Annotated in this window: 15 protein-coding genes; 10 read left to right on the forward strand and 5 right to left on the reverse strand. The window is 63.5% G+C overall.

All coding sequences use genetic code 11. The features are described from left to right. Nucleotides 1–164: 164 nt before the first annotated feature. The 3 genes from ACLKOZ_RS19935 to ACLKOZ_RS19945 form a co-directional block, all read right to left on the reverse strand. Nucleotides 165–776: a TetR/AcrR family transcriptional regulator gene (locus ACLKOZ_RS19935; RefSeq protein WP_337348734.1), complete on the reverse strand. Its 612-nt coding sequence runs from the start codon at nt 774–776 to the stop codon at nt 165–167. 121 nt (nt 777–897) lie between these two features. Further along, nucleotides 898–1,764 (reverse strand): alpha/beta fold hydrolase, encoded by an 867-nt coding sequence (locus tag ACLKOZ_RS19940; RefSeq protein WP_337352415.1) that lies wholly within the window; start codon nt 1,762–1,764, stop codon nt 898–900. 71 nt (nt 1,765–1,835) lie between these two features. After that, nucleotides 1,836–2,831, reverse strand: a complete 996-nt coding sequence (locus ACLKOZ_RS19945; protein WP_436477680.1) for an NADP-dependent oxidoreductase — start codon at nt 2,829–2,831, stop codon at nt 1,836–1,838. Nucleotides 2,832–3,014: 183 nt separating this feature from the next. Here ACLKOZ_RS19945 and ACLKOZ_RS19950 point away from each other — a divergent pair, with 183 nt between their 5' ends. From ACLKOZ_RS19950 to ACLKOZ_RS19975, 6 genes are all read left to right on the forward strand, one after another. Further along, nucleotides 3,015–4,451: a family 43 glycosylhydrolase gene (locus tag ACLKOZ_RS19950; RefSeq protein WP_436477682.1), complete on the forward strand. Its 1,437-nt coding sequence runs from the start codon at nt 3,015–3,017 to the stop codon at nt 4,449–4,451. A gap of 38 nt (nt 4,452–4,489) precedes the next feature. Beyond that, nucleotides 4,490–5,821, forward strand: coding sequence for an ABC transporter substrate-binding protein (locus ACLKOZ_RS19955; RefSeq protein ID WP_436477684.1), 1,332 nt, complete (start codon nt 4,490–4,492; stop codon nt 5,819–5,821). 43 nt (nt 5,822–5,864) lie between these two features. After that, nucleotides 5,865–6,746, forward strand: a complete 882-nt coding sequence (locus tag ACLKOZ_RS19960) for a carbohydrate ABC transporter permease (RefSeq protein ID WP_436477686.1) — start codon at nt 5,865–5,867, stop codon at nt 6,744–6,746. Beyond that, nucleotides 6,743–7,648: a carbohydrate ABC transporter permease gene (locus ACLKOZ_RS19965; protein WP_436477688.1), complete on the forward strand. Its 906-nt coding sequence runs from the start codon at nt 6,743–6,745 to the stop codon at nt 7,646–7,648. The genes ACLKOZ_RS19960 and ACLKOZ_RS19965 overlap by 4 nt, the downstream gene beginning before the upstream one ends. 29 nt (nt 7,649–7,677) lie before the next feature. After that, a complete protein-coding gene (locus tag ACLKOZ_RS19970) occupies nt 7,678–8,754 on the forward strand; it encodes a LacI family DNA-binding transcriptional regulator (protein ID WP_376047851.1) in 1,077 nt (358 codons plus the stop codon). An 84-nt stretch (nt 8,755–8,838) separates the two neighbouring features. Continuing rightward, nucleotides 8,839–9,147, forward strand: a complete 309-nt coding sequence (locus tag ACLKOZ_RS19975; protein ID WP_436477690.1) for a hypothetical protein — start codon at nt 8,839–8,841, stop codon at nt 9,145–9,147. Nucleotides 9,148–9,205: 58 nt separating this feature from the next. Here the strand turns inward: ACLKOZ_RS19975 and ACLKOZ_RS19980 are convergent, their stop codons facing one another. Continuing rightward, on the reverse strand, nt 9,206–11,428 hold the full coding sequence (locus ACLKOZ_RS19980; RefSeq protein WP_436477692.1) for an ATP-binding protein: 2,223 nt from the start codon (nt 11,426–11,428) through the stop codon (nt 9,206–9,208). Nucleotides 11,429–11,570: 142 nt separating this feature from the next. On the opposite strand from ACLKOZ_RS19980, the gene ACLKOZ_RS19985 reads away from it, so the two are divergent. Beyond that, nucleotides 11,571–11,819: a hypothetical protein gene (locus ACLKOZ_RS19985; RefSeq protein ID WP_436477694.1), complete on the forward strand. Its 249-nt coding sequence runs from the start codon at nt 11,571–11,573 to the stop codon at nt 11,817–11,819. A gap of 43 nt (nt 11,820–11,862) precedes the next feature. Here ACLKOZ_RS19985 and ACLKOZ_RS19990 read toward each other — a convergent pair whose 3' ends face one another. Then, nucleotides 11,863–12,246 (reverse strand): MarR family winged helix-turn-helix transcriptional regulator, encoded by a 384-nt coding sequence (locus tag ACLKOZ_RS19990; RefSeq protein ID WP_436477696.1) that lies wholly within the window; start codon nt 12,244–12,246, stop codon nt 11,863–11,865. An 85-nt stretch (nt 12,247–12,331) separates the two neighbouring features. On the opposite strand from ACLKOZ_RS19990, the gene ACLKOZ_RS19995 reads away from it, so the two are divergent. The 3 genes from ACLKOZ_RS19995 to ACLKOZ_RS20005 all read left to right on the forward strand — a co-directional run bounded on the left by ACLKOZ_RS19995 (nt 12,332) and on the right by ACLKOZ_RS20005 (nt 14,526). Continuing rightward, complete coding sequence (locus ACLKOZ_RS19995) at nt 12,332–13,849, forward strand: MFS transporter (protein WP_436477698.1); 1,518 nt, start codon at nt 12,332–12,334, stop codon at nt 13,847–13,849. A 9-nt stretch (nt 13,850–13,858) separates the two neighbouring features. Next, nucleotides 13,859–14,212: a VOC family protein gene (locus ACLKOZ_RS20000; RefSeq protein ID WP_436477700.1), complete on the forward strand. Its 354-nt coding sequence runs from the start codon at nt 13,859–13,861 to the stop codon at nt 14,210–14,212. Between the two features lie 83 nt (nt 14,213–14,295). Next, entirely contained in the window at nt 14,296–14,526 is a 231-nt protein-coding gene (locus tag ACLKOZ_RS20005) for a DUF2283 domain-containing protein (protein ID WP_436477702.1), read from the forward strand. The last annotated feature ends 274 nt before the right edge of the window (nt 14,527–14,800 follow it).

Raw genomic sequence — 14,800 nt, forward strand, 5'->3', positions numbered from 1 at the left:
CTCAGTCCTATGGCCGGCAGGGTGCCGTGCACGAAGGCCTGGACGGCCAAAGCGACCCTGAAAGCGGGCGTGCCGGAACTCCGGCGCGCGGCGGGCAGGCTCTCCGAGCTGCTTGAGGGCTCGGTCTACGAACGAGGCTGCGTATTGTCCGCCAGCGTAGCTGTTTAGGCCCCTCCTGGACTCAGGAGGACCTCGGCCTGGTTCCTGATGTCCTGCACAAGGTCATCGACGGTGCGGTCGATGTTGGCGGCGACTGCCATGCTGACAAACATAATGGCGGAGACGATGTGCGCCCGCGCCGTCGCCTGGGTTTCGGTGACCCTCTCATCGCGCAGCAGGATCGCGACGATAGCTTGCTCAGTTTGCACCGAGAGGGCAAGTGCGTCCCGGTGGTGAGGTTCTTCGGGGTCTCCGAACACCATTTCCCGAAGGTAGGTCCGCCCGTTATCGACCTGTGCGCGGTTGCATTCCACGACCGGCCGCACAATGGCCATCACCGCATCCAGCACATCCGGTAGCTTCTCCGCCGCCGCCCGGCCGCGAGCAAGTGCATCGGCATAACCGGAATTCTGGACGAGGAGGAGCAACTCGCCCTTGGTCTTGGCATAGAGGAACAGCGTGCCGGTACCGATGTCAGCTTTGTCGGCGATCTGCTGCGTGGTGACTTCGTCGACGCCATGAACTGAGAAGAGCTCTCTCGCGGCAGCGGTGATGCGGTCAAGCTTCTCCTGCTTATTGCGTTCGCGCCGACCGACGGACTTGGATGCGAGCGACATGGCTACCTTCCGGGAACAAATCTGACTGGACTCAGTTGCGAACACCGTCACTAGTGCTGCTGCTCAGATACTGCTCTCATCTTCGCATGGCATCTGAAGACGGCTCCGTCGCAACGATAGATCAGCGGGCGAGGAACTCTGCCGCTACCGGTGCGAACTTGTCGTGGAACTGGAAGATACCTCCATGGCCTGAACCGGGGTAGATGATCAATTCGGAGCCGTTGATGCGTCGGTGCAGGTCCTCGGAGAGGACCGATGGCACCATCCGGTCATTGTCCCCGTTGGCGATCAGGGTGGGATGGGTGATCTTCGAAAGGTCTGCCGGCGCCCCCCGCCCCCACTTCTTGATGGCCTCCAGCTGAGTCTGGAATGCCCTGACTTTGATCGGGAGATCGCGGTCGGCGGTGCGCTCCTCCAGTCGCGCCAGGAATTCCTTCGCGGCCCGCTTGCCCGCTGCGTCGCGGTTGAAGAACAGGAACTCCTTGGGGTCGGACCGGGTAAGGGCGGCGCGGATGATGTCGTAGTAGGTGGTCCCGACTACCTTGTCCATGTCCTTGCCGCCCTTAGGACCGGTGCCGGTGAGGACAAGCTTGCGCACGAGGTCCGGATGCTTGAGCACCAGGGCCTGGGCAATCATGCCGCCGAGTGAGAAGGAGAAGATGTCGATTTTCCCGAATCCGAGCGCCTCGATGAAGTTGTAGGCATCATCCGCCATCGCCTCGATGCTGTCGGGCACCTGCCCCGAGGAGGCGCCCACACCCTGGTTATCGAACGTGACCACATGGTGGTTCTTCGCAATGGCGTCCACGATGCGTGGATCCCAGTTATCCAGGGTTGCCGCGAGGTGGACGAAGAAGACGACGGGGATGCCGCCCTTGGGCCCAAGCTCCCGGTAGGCATAATTGACGCCGCCGGCTCTGATGATGCGGGACGGCGCTTTGGCGTAGGACGTGATGACGGGTTCGTTCAAGGTGTCGTGCCTGATCATGATGCTTCTCCTATGTTGTGTTGTTGCTCATCTGGCGAAGCAGGGGATGGTTCCGCTGCCCGGTTTTCTGCTCAGGGGATGCTGATGACGGCCTTGCCGCGAATGCCGCCCTTTTCCAGGCCGTGGACAGCCTGGACGGTCTGGTCGAAGGGGAAAACCCGTCCAACAATGGGGCGCAGCGCTCCAGAGTCGATGAGGGCAGTGATCTGCCGCAACTGGTCGCCGCTGGCGCGCATGAACAGGAATTCGTAACTGACGCCCAGATTCCGGGCTTGGCGCCGGATGCCAGCGCTCAGGCCCCTGACGGCCAGGCGCATAACTGGATTCAGGCCGGCTTCGCGGGCAAAAGCCGGGTCTGGAGGTCCAACAATCCCGATGGCTTTGCCGCCGGGCTTGAGCACGCGCAGGGACTTTTCGAGATTTTCGCCGCCGAGACTGTCCAGCACCAAGTCGTAGCCGCTCAGGAGCTGTTCGAAGTCTTGGCTGCGGTAGTCAACGACGGTGTCGGCGCCGAGCTCGCGTACGAAACCAATATTCGAGGCGCTTGCTGTGGTTGCCACGGTTGCACCGAGGTGCTTGGCGAGTTGGATGGCAATCGATCCGACGCCCCCGGCGCCGGCGTGGATGAGGACCTTCTGGCCGGGCCTCACGTCGCCTCGCTCGACGAGCGCCTGCCACGCAGTCAGTGCGACCAGTGGAAGCGAGCCCGCCTCCTCCATGCTGATTGATGCCGGCTTAAGCGCAAGATCGGCTTCGGTAATGGCGATTCGCTCCGCGAACGTGCCGATGCGGCCCTGGTCGGGGCGTGCGTAAACCTCGTCGCCAGGCTTGAACGCGCGTACTTTCGAACCGACACGGATGACGGTTCCGGCAACATCGTTTCCGGCGATCAAAGGAAGCCGGTACGGCAGGATCAGCTTGAACTCGCCCGCCCGGATCTTCTCATCAAGGACATTGAGACCCGCGGCCTGCACCTTCAACAGCACATCCCGCTCCCCCACGGTGGGCTCCGGGACATCCGCTTCCTGCAGTGGGCCTTTGTACTTTTCGACGACGAACGCTCTCATGCTTCCTGCTCCTTGCTGGCTTAGATAACTGAATACACTCAATTATGAGTACACTCAGCTTTCCTGTCAAGAGCCATCATTTATAGGCCACCGGAGAAAGTTTGCTAAAACGCTTGATCATGTGACGCGGCACACTTATGCTGATGGTGGTTAAACGCTTTAGCAGATTGGACATCCGAGCCGATGAATCGCTCAGTTTTTTTCAAACCCGCCGACGGCTGGGTGGGAGACCTCATCCCCTTCGAGAAGGACGGGGAGTTTTGGCTCTTCTACCTGCACGAGGTCCGCGCAGACCCGAAGCCGGGAACCTCTTGGAACCTGGTCACCACCAAAGACCTCACCCAGTTTGAGGACCAGGGCGTCTCACTCCAGCACGGAAGCGAAACGGACCTGGACTTCAACGCCTACACGGGCAGCGTCGTCGTCGACGCGGACGGCATCCACCATTTGTTCTACACGGGTCAAAATCCGCGCAACCTTGGACCGGACGGCGCGCCTCTTCAGCTCGTGATGCAAGCCACGAGCACCGATGGCATGCAGACCTGGGTGAAGCACCCGGAACTGACCTTCGGTGCCCCGGACGGCTACGAGTCCGGCGACTGGCGGGACCCCTTCGTCTTCCTGGACGAGGCCGCAGGCCAGTGGCGGATGCTTTTGGCTGCCCGGCACTCCGCGGGGCCCGAACGCCGTCGGGGTGTCATTGCCCAGTGCGTCTCCGACGACCTGCTGACGTGGCAGCACACTGAACCGTTCTGGGACCCCCGGCGCTACATCACCCATGAATGCCCGGACGTCTTCGCGTGGGGCGACTGGTGGTACATGGTCTACTCGGAGTTCTCCGAATCATTCACCACCCGCTACCGCATGGCCAAGAGCCCCGACGGCCCGTGGACAGTACCAAACCTGGACTCGGTGGACGGCCGTGCGTTCTACGCATCCAAGACCGCTGAGCGCGATGGACGCCGTTTCTTCTTCGGCTGGATCGCCAGCAAAGAAGGCAATGCCGACGACGGGCCCTGGCAGTGGGCCGGCACCATGTCGGTCCTGGAAGCCCGGCAAAACACCGACGGAACGCTGGGATTCGGCTTCGCCGACGAACTCGTTGACAGCTTCTGGGATGACGTCCCGGTATCGCTAAACAAGGAGTTGCCCGCACGGCTGGAAGCGCCGGACGGATATGCCGCCACCATCTCCGACGAAGTACTGCCCGCTCAGTTCTACGCCACAGCGGTACTGGACATCGAACCCGGCACCACCGAATGCGGGCTGTTACTGCGCTCAAGCCAGGACGGGGACCAATCCTACGTTCTCCGCCTGGAACCGAAGCGCGGCCGCATGGTGTTCGACCGGTGGCCCCGGAAAGTCACCGGCGACGCGCAGTGGCATGTCTCCGGTGACGTTCCGTTCGAGATCGAACTCGAACGTGCCTGCGACCTGGCTCCCGGTGAACATACCCTCGAACTCATCGTGGAGGGGGACCTGTGCGTAGCCGTCCTGGACCGTCAGGTGGCCCTCAGCACCAGGATCTACGACCTCCCGGCGGGACGGATCGGCGTCTTCACCGGAGAAGGGTCCGCCACCCTCACCGACCTTCAAATACGCAAGCGCACAGACAACTAAACACCCGCATTTTTTCACCCGAATCAAAGGAGATTTTTATGAAAAAGCTATTCACGGCCGCCGTGGCTGCTGCCGCTGCCATCGCCCTCGCAGGATGCGGCGGCGGAGGAACCACTGACCCTTCCAACGTCAGTCCCACCGGAGAGGTCAAGCCACGGGAAATCTCGTGGCTGCTCTCCCGGCCAGCCGACGGCGCCGTCATCAACATCATGAAGAAGCTCGCCGAAGACTACGCCAAGGACCACCCGGGGTTCGCGCTCAACCTGATCACTACCCCGGACCGGCCCTCCTACATCCAGAAACTCGAGACCCTCGCCGCCGCGAACAAGCTTCCCGAGCTCTTCGACACCGACGCCACTCCCTTCGCCCAGCAGTTGGCGAAGCAAGGCAAAATGGTCGACGCCGAAAAGCTGCTCAAGTCCCTGGACGTCTATGACGACTACCGGCCCAGCGCACTGGATTACCAGCGTTTCGACGACGGGTCCCTGCACATGATCCCGTTCCAGTTCGAGCTGGAATTCATTTGGTACAACAAGGCACTCCTGCAGAAGGCCGGCGTGTCTGCTCCGAAGTCACTCGATGACATCCCCGCCATGTGCACGGCCCTGCGCGAAGCCGGCATCACCCCCATCGCCATCGACGGCCAGGACCAGTGGCCGCTGGAACGGTACGTCGCCTACCAGCCGTTCCGTGAAGCCGGGCCGGAGTTCATCCAGAAGCTCAAGAAGGGCGAAGCGAAATTTACCGACCCGGCAGGCAAAAAGACCGTCGAATGGCTGGCTGCGCTTGGCAAGGCCAAGTGCTTCCAGGACGGCTTCTCCTCCCAGGGCTACTCCGATGCACAGAACCAGTTCACTTCAGGCCAGGCCGCGATGTACAACATCGGTACCTGGGAGCTGCCAAGCCTGGCAACTGACAAGCTGAATCCTGCCGTACGCGATGACATCGATTTCTTCACCCTGCCAACCACCGACGGATCCGTCACGGCGGCAAACGAGTTCGTCTCGCCGTCGGGCATTGGAATGGCGGTCAACGCCAAGACGTACGACCCGCTCGTGAGCGACTTCCTGAAGTTTGCCCTGGCGAAGTACCCGTCCGAGTACGCAGCCACCGGTGCGCTTTCGCCGACCACCAACGTTGAGACCGCCGTTCCGGCGAACGCAACCCCGCTGTACAAGAAAGCCCTGGAGATGGCCAACGACCTCGGTGACAAGCAGGCCATGCCATGGGACACCCAGCTCGACCCCACCACCAACGGCAGGCTGCAGCAGGAGCTCGTCCTCCTCGTCCAGGGCAACATCACCCCCGAACAGTTCACCAGCACGATGGACAGCACCATCGCGCAGAACGCCCCGAAGTTCTTCAAGTAATCACAGCGGTGGGGGCTTCGGCCCCCACCCGAAAGGCCCAGCCATGCTTCCCAACAGGTCACGACTCTCAGTCCTGGTCTTCCTGCTCCCACCCCTGCTGCTGTACGGCGTCGCCGTGCTGTTCCCCATCCTGCAGTCGCTGTTCCTGAGCTTCTTTTCCTGGAACGGCATCAGCGATATGGAGTTCGTGGGGCTCGAAAACTACGTCCGGATGCTCACCGCAGACGACATCTTCTGGCGCTCCTTCTTCAACGCCCTCGGTTATCTCGCCATCTGCCTCGTCCTGCAGCTCGGCGGCGCGCTGCTTGTGGCCAGCCTCCTCACGTCGATGCGACGCGGCCGCGAGCTGATCAAAACGCTCTATCTCCTGCCGGCGGTGATCTCCACGGTGGCCATCGCGTTCCTCTTCGTGCGGATCTACTCGATCGAACCGGTGGGCCTCCTCAACCAGCTCCTGCACTGGATCGGCCTCGGCGCCCTTGAACGCCCCTGGCTCTCGGACATCAACACCGTGCTCGCTGCCGTGTCAGCCCCTGAGGGCTGGCGGTTCACGGGACTCTACATGCTCATCATCTATGCGGCCCTGCTGTCCGTCCCGCAGGAACTTGAGGAAGCCGCCCGCCTGGACGGCGCCTCCCGGTGGCAGCTCTTCACCAAGATCCGCTTCCCTCACATCATGCCCGTCTGGATCACCACCACGATCATGGCGACGACCTACGGCCTGCGCGGATTCGATATCCCGTACCTCATGACCAACGGCGGCCCCGGACAGTCCTCGGAGCTGCTGACCACATACATGTACAAGACGGCATTCACCAGTACCGACTTCGGCTACGCAAGTACCATCGCCGTCTTCATCGTCATCGAGTGCCTGGTCGCCGTCGGACTCATCCTCTTCATGCTCAAACGAAAGGCGGACGCATGACCGCGCCAGCAGCTCCAGTTACCCGGCCCGTGGCAGCGCCATCAGAGAGCGGGCCGCCGCTCCGCAGACGGCGGCCGCCCAGCCTCCACGGCACACTCTCGAGGGTGATCATTGCCCTCATCGTCATCGTGCAGGTCTACCCCCTGGCCTGGCTGTTCATCACCAGCCTGCGCACCGAACACGACTTCGCGACCGGCGACCCCTTCGCGCTTCCCAAGGCGATCACGTTCGAGAACTACGCCCGCGCCTTCGAGACCGGCAACCTCGGAATGAACATCCTGAACAGTTTCATCGTCACGATGGGCGCCAACCTCCTGATCGTGCTGCTTGGCATGATGGCCGCCTATGCCCTGCAGGTCCTCGGCTTCCGGTTCAGCAAGATCGTCCGCAGCCTGTTCCTGATCGGCATCATCGTGCCGGTGCAGATCGCACTCGTACCGCTCTTCATCGACTACTCCAGCATCAACCTGCTCGACACCTACCCCTCGATGATCATCCCCCTGGCCGGCTTCGCCCTGCCGATGTCGATCTACCTGTTCTCTTCGTTCTTTGAGTACATCCCCCGGGAAACGTATGAGGCTGCGTCGCTGGACGGCGCAGGGCCGTACCGCATCTTCGGGCTGATCACCCTGCCGCTTTCGGTCAACACTGTGGTGACCGTGGTGCTGGTCAACAGCATCTTCATCTGGAACGACTTCATCTTCGCCAACACGTTCGTCCTCTCCGAGGAGCTGAAGACCATCCCGCTGGGCCTGCAGAACTATATCGGCGCAATGGGCAAAACGGACTGGACGGCCACTTTCGCCGCCGTCTGCGTCACCATCACACCCCTGCTCCTGGTCTTCCTCGTCCTCAACAAGGCAATGATCCAGGGCCTGGAAAGCGGGGCGAGCAAGGGATGACAGGCCGATATACTCCTGACGGAGGGCAGATGATTTCGCAGGAGAACACTTCGGGTACGCCGTCGGCGGCTGCCCCCTTGCAGCAGGCCCGCCGTGCCCAGCCCGTCACCCTGCGCCAGGTAGCCGAAGCCGCAGGCGTCTCCACGGCCACTGTTTCCCTGGTCGTCAACAAGAAAAAGGCCGCCCGGATTTCCGACGAAACCCGCAAACGGGTCCACGACGCGATCCGGGACCTGGGCTACCGGCCCAACGCCATGGCCCAAAACCTGGTCAGCGGCAGTTCCAGGTTCATCGGACTGGTCGCCGACGCGATCGCCACCACCCCGTTCGCCGGCCAGATCATCCACGGCGCCCAGGACGAAGCCTGGAAACATGGCTACGCCCTCCTCATCGCCAACACCGAAGGCAACCGCGAGCTTGAGACCGACGCCATCGCCATGATGCTCGAGTACAAGGTCCGCGGCATCCTCTACTCCACCTGGTTCCACCGGCCCACAGACGTTCCGGACTCGCTCCGTGAATCGGACTTCGTCCTGGTCAACTGCTTTGCCGAAGAACCGGGCGCCCGGGCTGTGGTCCCGGACGAAGTCCAGGGCGGCCGCTCAGCCACAGAGATCCTGCTGAAGCACGGCCACCGCCGGATCGCGTTCATCAACGCCACCATCCCCGCCCCGGCGAAGGACGGCAGGCTCCAGGGCTACAGGGAAGCGCTGGAAGCTGAAGGCATCACATTCGACGAGGACCTGGTCATGGAGGCCTATCCAGACCAGGAAGGCGGGTACGGAGCAACCGAGGCACTCCTCAAACGCGACGTCACGGCCGTGTACTGCTACAACGACCGAATGGCGATGGGGCTGTACGACGGGCTGCGCGAGCAAGGCCTCTCCATCCCCGACGACATAGCAGTGGTGGGATTCGACAACCAGGAAGTGATCGCTGCCCACCTGCGGCCTCCACTCTCCACCGTGTCCCTCCCCCACTACGAACTAGGCGCAGCGGGAGTCAGGATGCTGCTGGGCCTGGACGAACCACAGTCCAGCGGTCCGGAGAAGATCTACTGCCCCACCGTGGAGCGAAACTCGGTGCGGGCGCTGGCCCCGGCCTAGCCAGCCGCTGGGATATGACGACGGCGAAGCGACAGTCGGGCAGGGAATAGAGTGTGTGAGGACTGCTAAGAATTCGGGGGAATCATGCGTCTTACATCGATCATCCTGGCCACTGTGCCTTTTGTCGTTCTCATCCCGTTTCTGGGATTTCTCTTCAGCCAGACAGGCCCAGAAGGTTTCGGGGCTTTCTTCCTGGTGCTCTACGCCTGCGCTTTTCTGATCGTCCCGAGCGTGATCGCAGTGGTTCTGGCCTTCCTGAAGCGCCCGGCCTCAAAACTGGACAGCCCTGCGCGGATCCTCAGCATCATTTCGGTCGCGATCCTGGCATTTCCCGGCGCGTTCGGCATCATATTCTTCATCATGTCGCTGAACCCGCCGCCACTGTCCTACTGATTTTGTAGCGGCATCGACGGACCCTGTTCGACTTCGGCACGAAAGCGGTGAGCTGTCGTCAGTCAGGCTTCCGGTGCTCCGCCACCCAGACTGCCAAGGCCGCACGGCTGTGCAGCCCCAGCTTCGTCAGGGCATGGGCGACGTGGTTCTCGACCGTGCGGGCAGAGAGCGAGAGCTGCCTCGCGATCGACGCGTTGCCCTGGCCTCGGCGCACCAGCTCGGCGATCTCGAGTTCGCGGGCTGTCAGCATTCCTGGCTGCAGCCCGCCGTCGACCGCCCGGAGCTCCGCCGCGGCCTCCGCGAAGGAGAGTTTCTGCCCGGCCTCCCATGCGACCGCGAAACCGTGCGGCCCGAGCAAGAGTTCCGCCGTCGACCGGACGTGGGCGAAGTCTGCAAGCGCGATCTCGTGGAACCTCCCGCCGGCCCCCTCCCGACGCGTGGTCGCTGCCGCCGCCCGCACGGCCGTCGTCGGATCCCTCGTCACAGTCAGCGCTGCGAGGCGGGCGAGCGCGACGCCGCGGTAGGAAATGTCGCCCACCCGGGCGAAGGCGTCCACCCCTTCGAAGAGCCTTGCCCGGCCCACAGCGGCGTGGCCCAAATTCGACTCGGCGAGGCCCAGATAGGTGAGGCTCTGCCCCTGGGCCCAGAGGTCTCCGGCATCCACGGCAAGGTCCACAGCATCCTGGAGGATGCCGATCGCATCCTCGTCGCGATGGGCCCATACTGCCGCCATCCCCAGCATCCCGATGGCTCTGGAGCGTCCGGCCGCATCGCCGACCCTCGTAAATACATCCAGGGCCGCCCGGCAGGACTCCTCTGAACCTTCGATGTCTTTGGCAAGACAGCGGGCGATGGCCTGATAGAAGTAGGCGGACCCTGCCTCCAGCGAATCCCGTTCGAGGATGGCGAGCGCCTCCGCAGCCAGCCGGTTCCCGGCTTCGGTCTCCTGCCGCGTCGTGTGGCAGAGGGAAGCGGTTACCAGCCCTGCGGCCCGCGCCTCATCGGGGACTGGATAATGTTCCAGAAGTCCGAGGGCCCGGGAGAGCCCCTCGTCCTGGGCATTGCGGAACCATAGTTCCCGCGTCGCCCCCACGATCTGAAGCCCCTGGGCAGGTGCGGCCACGAACGCAAAGTCGAGCGCCGCCCGAAGGTCTGGCAAGCGACCCACTGCTTGCCCGTTGCGAGAACTCTCCATCACGCTCAATGACCGGTCGGCGCCGAACTCTTCCGCGATCCAAGCCAAGTGGCGCCTCTGCACGTCCTCGAGGCGTCCGGCGTCGAGCCCCTCGCGGGCGAACTCGCGCAGGCTCTCGAGAAGGCGGAAGACCGTGTGGCCGGCCCCGTCGACGGAGGGCTGGAGCAGTGACCGGGCCACGAGGTCTTCGAGGTCCTCCAGCGATGCACGCGCGACGGCGGCCGCCGCCCGGGCATCGAACGGGCTGGCGAAGATCGTGCATGCTTCGAACGCGGCGCGCTCGCGTTTTCCAAGCGCCTCCACGCTCGCAGCGATGCACGCCCGCAGGCTGCGATGGCGGGCCGGCCCGGTGGCAGATCCGGATCCAAGGGCACGCAGGCGGCGTTCCAGCAGTGGCAGCATCTCCTCCGGCGTCATGACGGACATGCGGGCGGCTGCCAACTCCACCGCCAGCGGCAGCCGGTCCAGGCGCGCGCACAGCTCCCGGGACGCGGAGCGGGACTCCGGGGAGTCCAAAAGCGACGGTCGAACGGCCAGTGTGCGCTCCCAGAAGAGAGTCTCGGCGTCGTCGTCGAGCATGGGCCCCACCGGGATAATCCGCTCCCCCGCGATGTGGAGGGGCTGTCTAGTGGTGACCAGGACGGTACAGTCCACGGTCCCTTCGAGGAGCTCGGCAACTAAGGCAGCCGCATCCTCGAGGACATGCTCCGTGTTGTCCAATACGAGGAGCACCCGCCCTCTGCCCTCGAGCCACCAGAGAATCGCATCGAAGGCACTCTCCCTCCTGACGCCGCGAAGGCCCAACACCTCCGCGACCGCGAGCGCCACCGGGGCTCCTTCCGGGATGCGGGTGAGGTCGACGAATACCGGCTGGCCAAGATGGTCCCCGGCGGCCTGCACCGCGGCCAGGGCTACGCGGGTCTTCCCGACGCCGCCGGGTCCGGCAAGAGTTACGAGGCGGCTCGACAGGAGAGCGTCGGCCACGGCGGCAAGCTCGGCGGCGCGGCCCACGAAGCTGCTGGCAGACGCCGGGAGACGCCCGGGGACACGCTTCCTAGGTGCCGCGGGAAGGGTTCTCCTGGCCATGCCATCAGTATCTGCGGGGCGGAAGAAGGGTGTCCAGCCCCAAATGAGTAGGCACTTGAGTAGCCGCCCGGATGTCCCGGCCAGCCCCCGAAACCTACGATGAAGGGCATCAGGAGGGCATGCAGACCGAGAGGAGCCCGCCATGTACGCCACCACAGAAACCCCGGCCCGGACACCCGCATCGCCGACGGTGCATGAGCGGGCCGCCATCACGTGGGCCGCGATTTTCCCGCTCGTGGTGCTCAGCCAATGGGTGCTCGCACCGTTGATCGAGCCATGGCCACCTGCGCTCAGGGCGCTCGCGGTCACGCTCGTCGTGGTTCCCGTCGCGGTATATGCCGTTGTCCCCCGTCTAATTGCGGCGTATCTGCGGCTTGCGCACCGGCGGTAATTCGTCTCTTTTCGACCGGCGACTTTCGACCGGCGACGGACGCCTAGTCTTTACCCAGGTTTTCCCTCAGCAGGGCACGGTGTTCGACGGCGGCCTCCCGGTGGAGTGCGCGGCCGGCATCGGTGAGTTCCAGGAACAGTGAGCGCCGATCATCTTCGCAGGAATGGCGGGAGATGAGCCCGGCTTTATCGAGACGGTCCACCACCTTGGACATGGCGCTCTGGGTCATGGGCGTGCGCTCACCAAGTTGCTTCATCCGGCAGGCCTCGTCGGTGTTTTCGGCCACGAGGTCCAGGATTTCAAACTCTGTCAGGCCAATGCTGAACTTCGCCTCCAACGCACGCTCCAGCGCCCCGGCGGTGTGGAAGTACGTGGTCTGGATGCTGCGCCATTGCTCAACCAGCTGTTGGTCCTGCGGTTTTGCCATGCAGCGATTCTAGTTCACAGCCCATCAAAAAGTCCACGTCATAATATTCCTTGTCATTCAATGACGCGTCATATAAGTTGTAGCCATGACTTCAACCTCCACCCTAGAAAGATCAGCCGGAGACCGGCTTACAGCTGTGCGCTGGACCCGCGCACAATGGATGCTCCTCCTGGTCCTGTGCACCGTCCTGGCACTCGACGCACTGGACGTCTCCATGGTCGGCGTGGCCCTGCCCTCGATCGGCACCGAACTTCATCTCGGAACCGAATCCCTCCAGTGGATCGTCTCCGCCTATGTGCTCGGCTACGGGAGCCTGCTCCTGCTGGGCGGACGGATGGCGGATCTGCTCGGCCGCCGGCGCATCTTCCTGATTGCACTGAGTGTCTTCGCCGCAGCATCCCTGCTCGGCGGGCTGGTGGATGACCCCGCCCTTCTGATCGCCACCCGTTTCATCAAGGGCCTGGCCGCAGCATTCACGGCCCCCGCCGCCTTCTCCATCATCACCACCAACTTTGCTGAGGGGCGCGCACGCAACCGCGCCCTGTCCATCTTCACCACGTTCGGCGCCAGCGGATTCTCCCTCGGCCTTGTTGTGGGAGGCCTCATGACCTCCCTGAGCTGGCGCTGGACCTTCCTGGTCTCCGTTCCGGTGGCAGTCGCCGTCGTGATTCTTGGCCTGAAGTACATCCCGCGGGACAGAACCGCAGGCCAGGCGGCAGACGGAGAACAACAGAGCGGGCATGACGTCTGGGGCGCCATCACGCTCGCGGCCGGCATGCTGGGCCTGGTCTACACGCTGGTAGCGGCACCGGACAACGGCTGGGGATCTGTGGCAACTATCGCCGGATTCGCAGTCTCCGCGGCGGTGCTGGCAGCGTTCGCCGTGATCGAAAACCGCGTCAGGCACCCCCTGATCCGGTTCAGCATCCTTAAGGAAGGCTGGGTTGCCCGGGCCAACCTCAGTGCCGTGGGGCTATTCGGTTCCTACCTGAGTTTCCAGTTCATCCTGACGCTGTACCTGCAGTCCGTACTGGGATGGAGCCCTCTTGGCATGGCCCTGGCGCTGCTCCCGGCGGGCCTGCTGGTTGCCTCGAGCGCACCCTTCGCGGACCGGCTCATCGAGAGATTCGGCGCCCCGCGGCTGATCCTGACCGGACTGGCAGCGTTGACGCTCGGATACGTGCTGTTCCTTCGCGTGGGCACCTCGCCGAATTACGTGACCGACATCCTGCCGTCCGTCGTGCTGCTGGGCGTCGGCTTCGCCCTCGCCTTCCCGTCCATCAACGTCCAGGCCACCACAGGCATCCGGGATGCCGAGCAAGGCCCGGCCGCGGGCCTGATCCAGACCAGCACCCAGGTCGGTGCCGCACTGGTGCTGGCCGTTACGACGGCAATGGTGAGCGGTCACGGTAACGCAGGTGCCGCCGTTGATGCGGCCGCGATGCTGGAGCAGTACCGGCCGGGCCTGATCCTGAGCGCCGCCGTGGCCGTCGCCGCTCTCCTGATCGCCGCAACGCCCAGGTTATCGCTGGGCTCGAGGCGACAGCCGGGAGCGGAACCCGAAGGCGTCGTACGCAATGATGTCGACGTTGTCCGGCGGTAGGCTCGGGGAATGATTGGACGCATTGATGAGGTCGTCGTGGATTGCCGGGAGCCCGCCGCACTCGCGGAGTTCTGGTCCTCGGTCCTAGGTGGCGAGCCAGTACATCGAAACGATGCGTGGTCCTTCATCGATCCCCCGGGGTGGACCCGCCTGGCCTTCCAGCGAGTGCCCGAGACCAAGCAGGGGAAGAACCGTCTCCATATTGATGTGCATGTTGACGACGTGCCGGCAGCCTCCGCCGCCGCCGAGGCTCTCGGAGCTGTCAGAGTGGGCACTATCCACGTAACTGCTGCGGGCACCTTCCAAGTGCTGCAGGATCCGGAAGGCAACGAATGGTGCGTTGTACAGTCAGCCACTGCCTGATGGGCGCACAACGCGTTGCCTCCGGGTGATCGTAGATAACCGGACAGGGAACATCATTACAGTGACCAAGGGGTGACCTAACCATGCGAATTTCCTACGACCGAGAGGCACGGGCTGCTTATGTTTCATTGCTGGGGCCTCTCGAGGACGGTTCGTCGGTGCGCCAGGTTGGTCCCATCGACATTCCAGACGGCGATGGCCAAGTTGTGATCGATGTGGACAAAGACGGCCACATTCTTGGTTTCGAAATCCTCAACGCCGATCTGGCCCTTAGCCCGGATGTCCTTGCCCAAGCCACGAATCCGGGCGAATGACCTCACACGGGCAGGCCCTCAAGCTGGCCGCCTGGACCACTAGACCGGGGCCAAAGAACAGCGGACGACGGCGGGATGTCCCGCCGTCGTCCGCTGCTGGCTCAGGCTGCCCTCAGTAAGCCTTGACGCGCTGTTCCACAACGAGGTGGATGAGGGCAAAGACGCCGTCCTCATCAATGGCCGCCAAGGCGGCGTCCAGTGCCGCCGAAATGTCACAGTCTTCGGTGACAGTGACCCCGAAACCGCCGAAGGCGCGGGCCATCATGCCAAAGTC

The sequence above is a fragment of the Arthrobacter sp. R4 genome, assembly GCF_051365025.1.
In the GTDB taxonomy this organism is placed as follows: Bacteria; Actinomycetota; Actinomycetes; order Actinomycetales; family Micrococcaceae; genus Arthrobacter.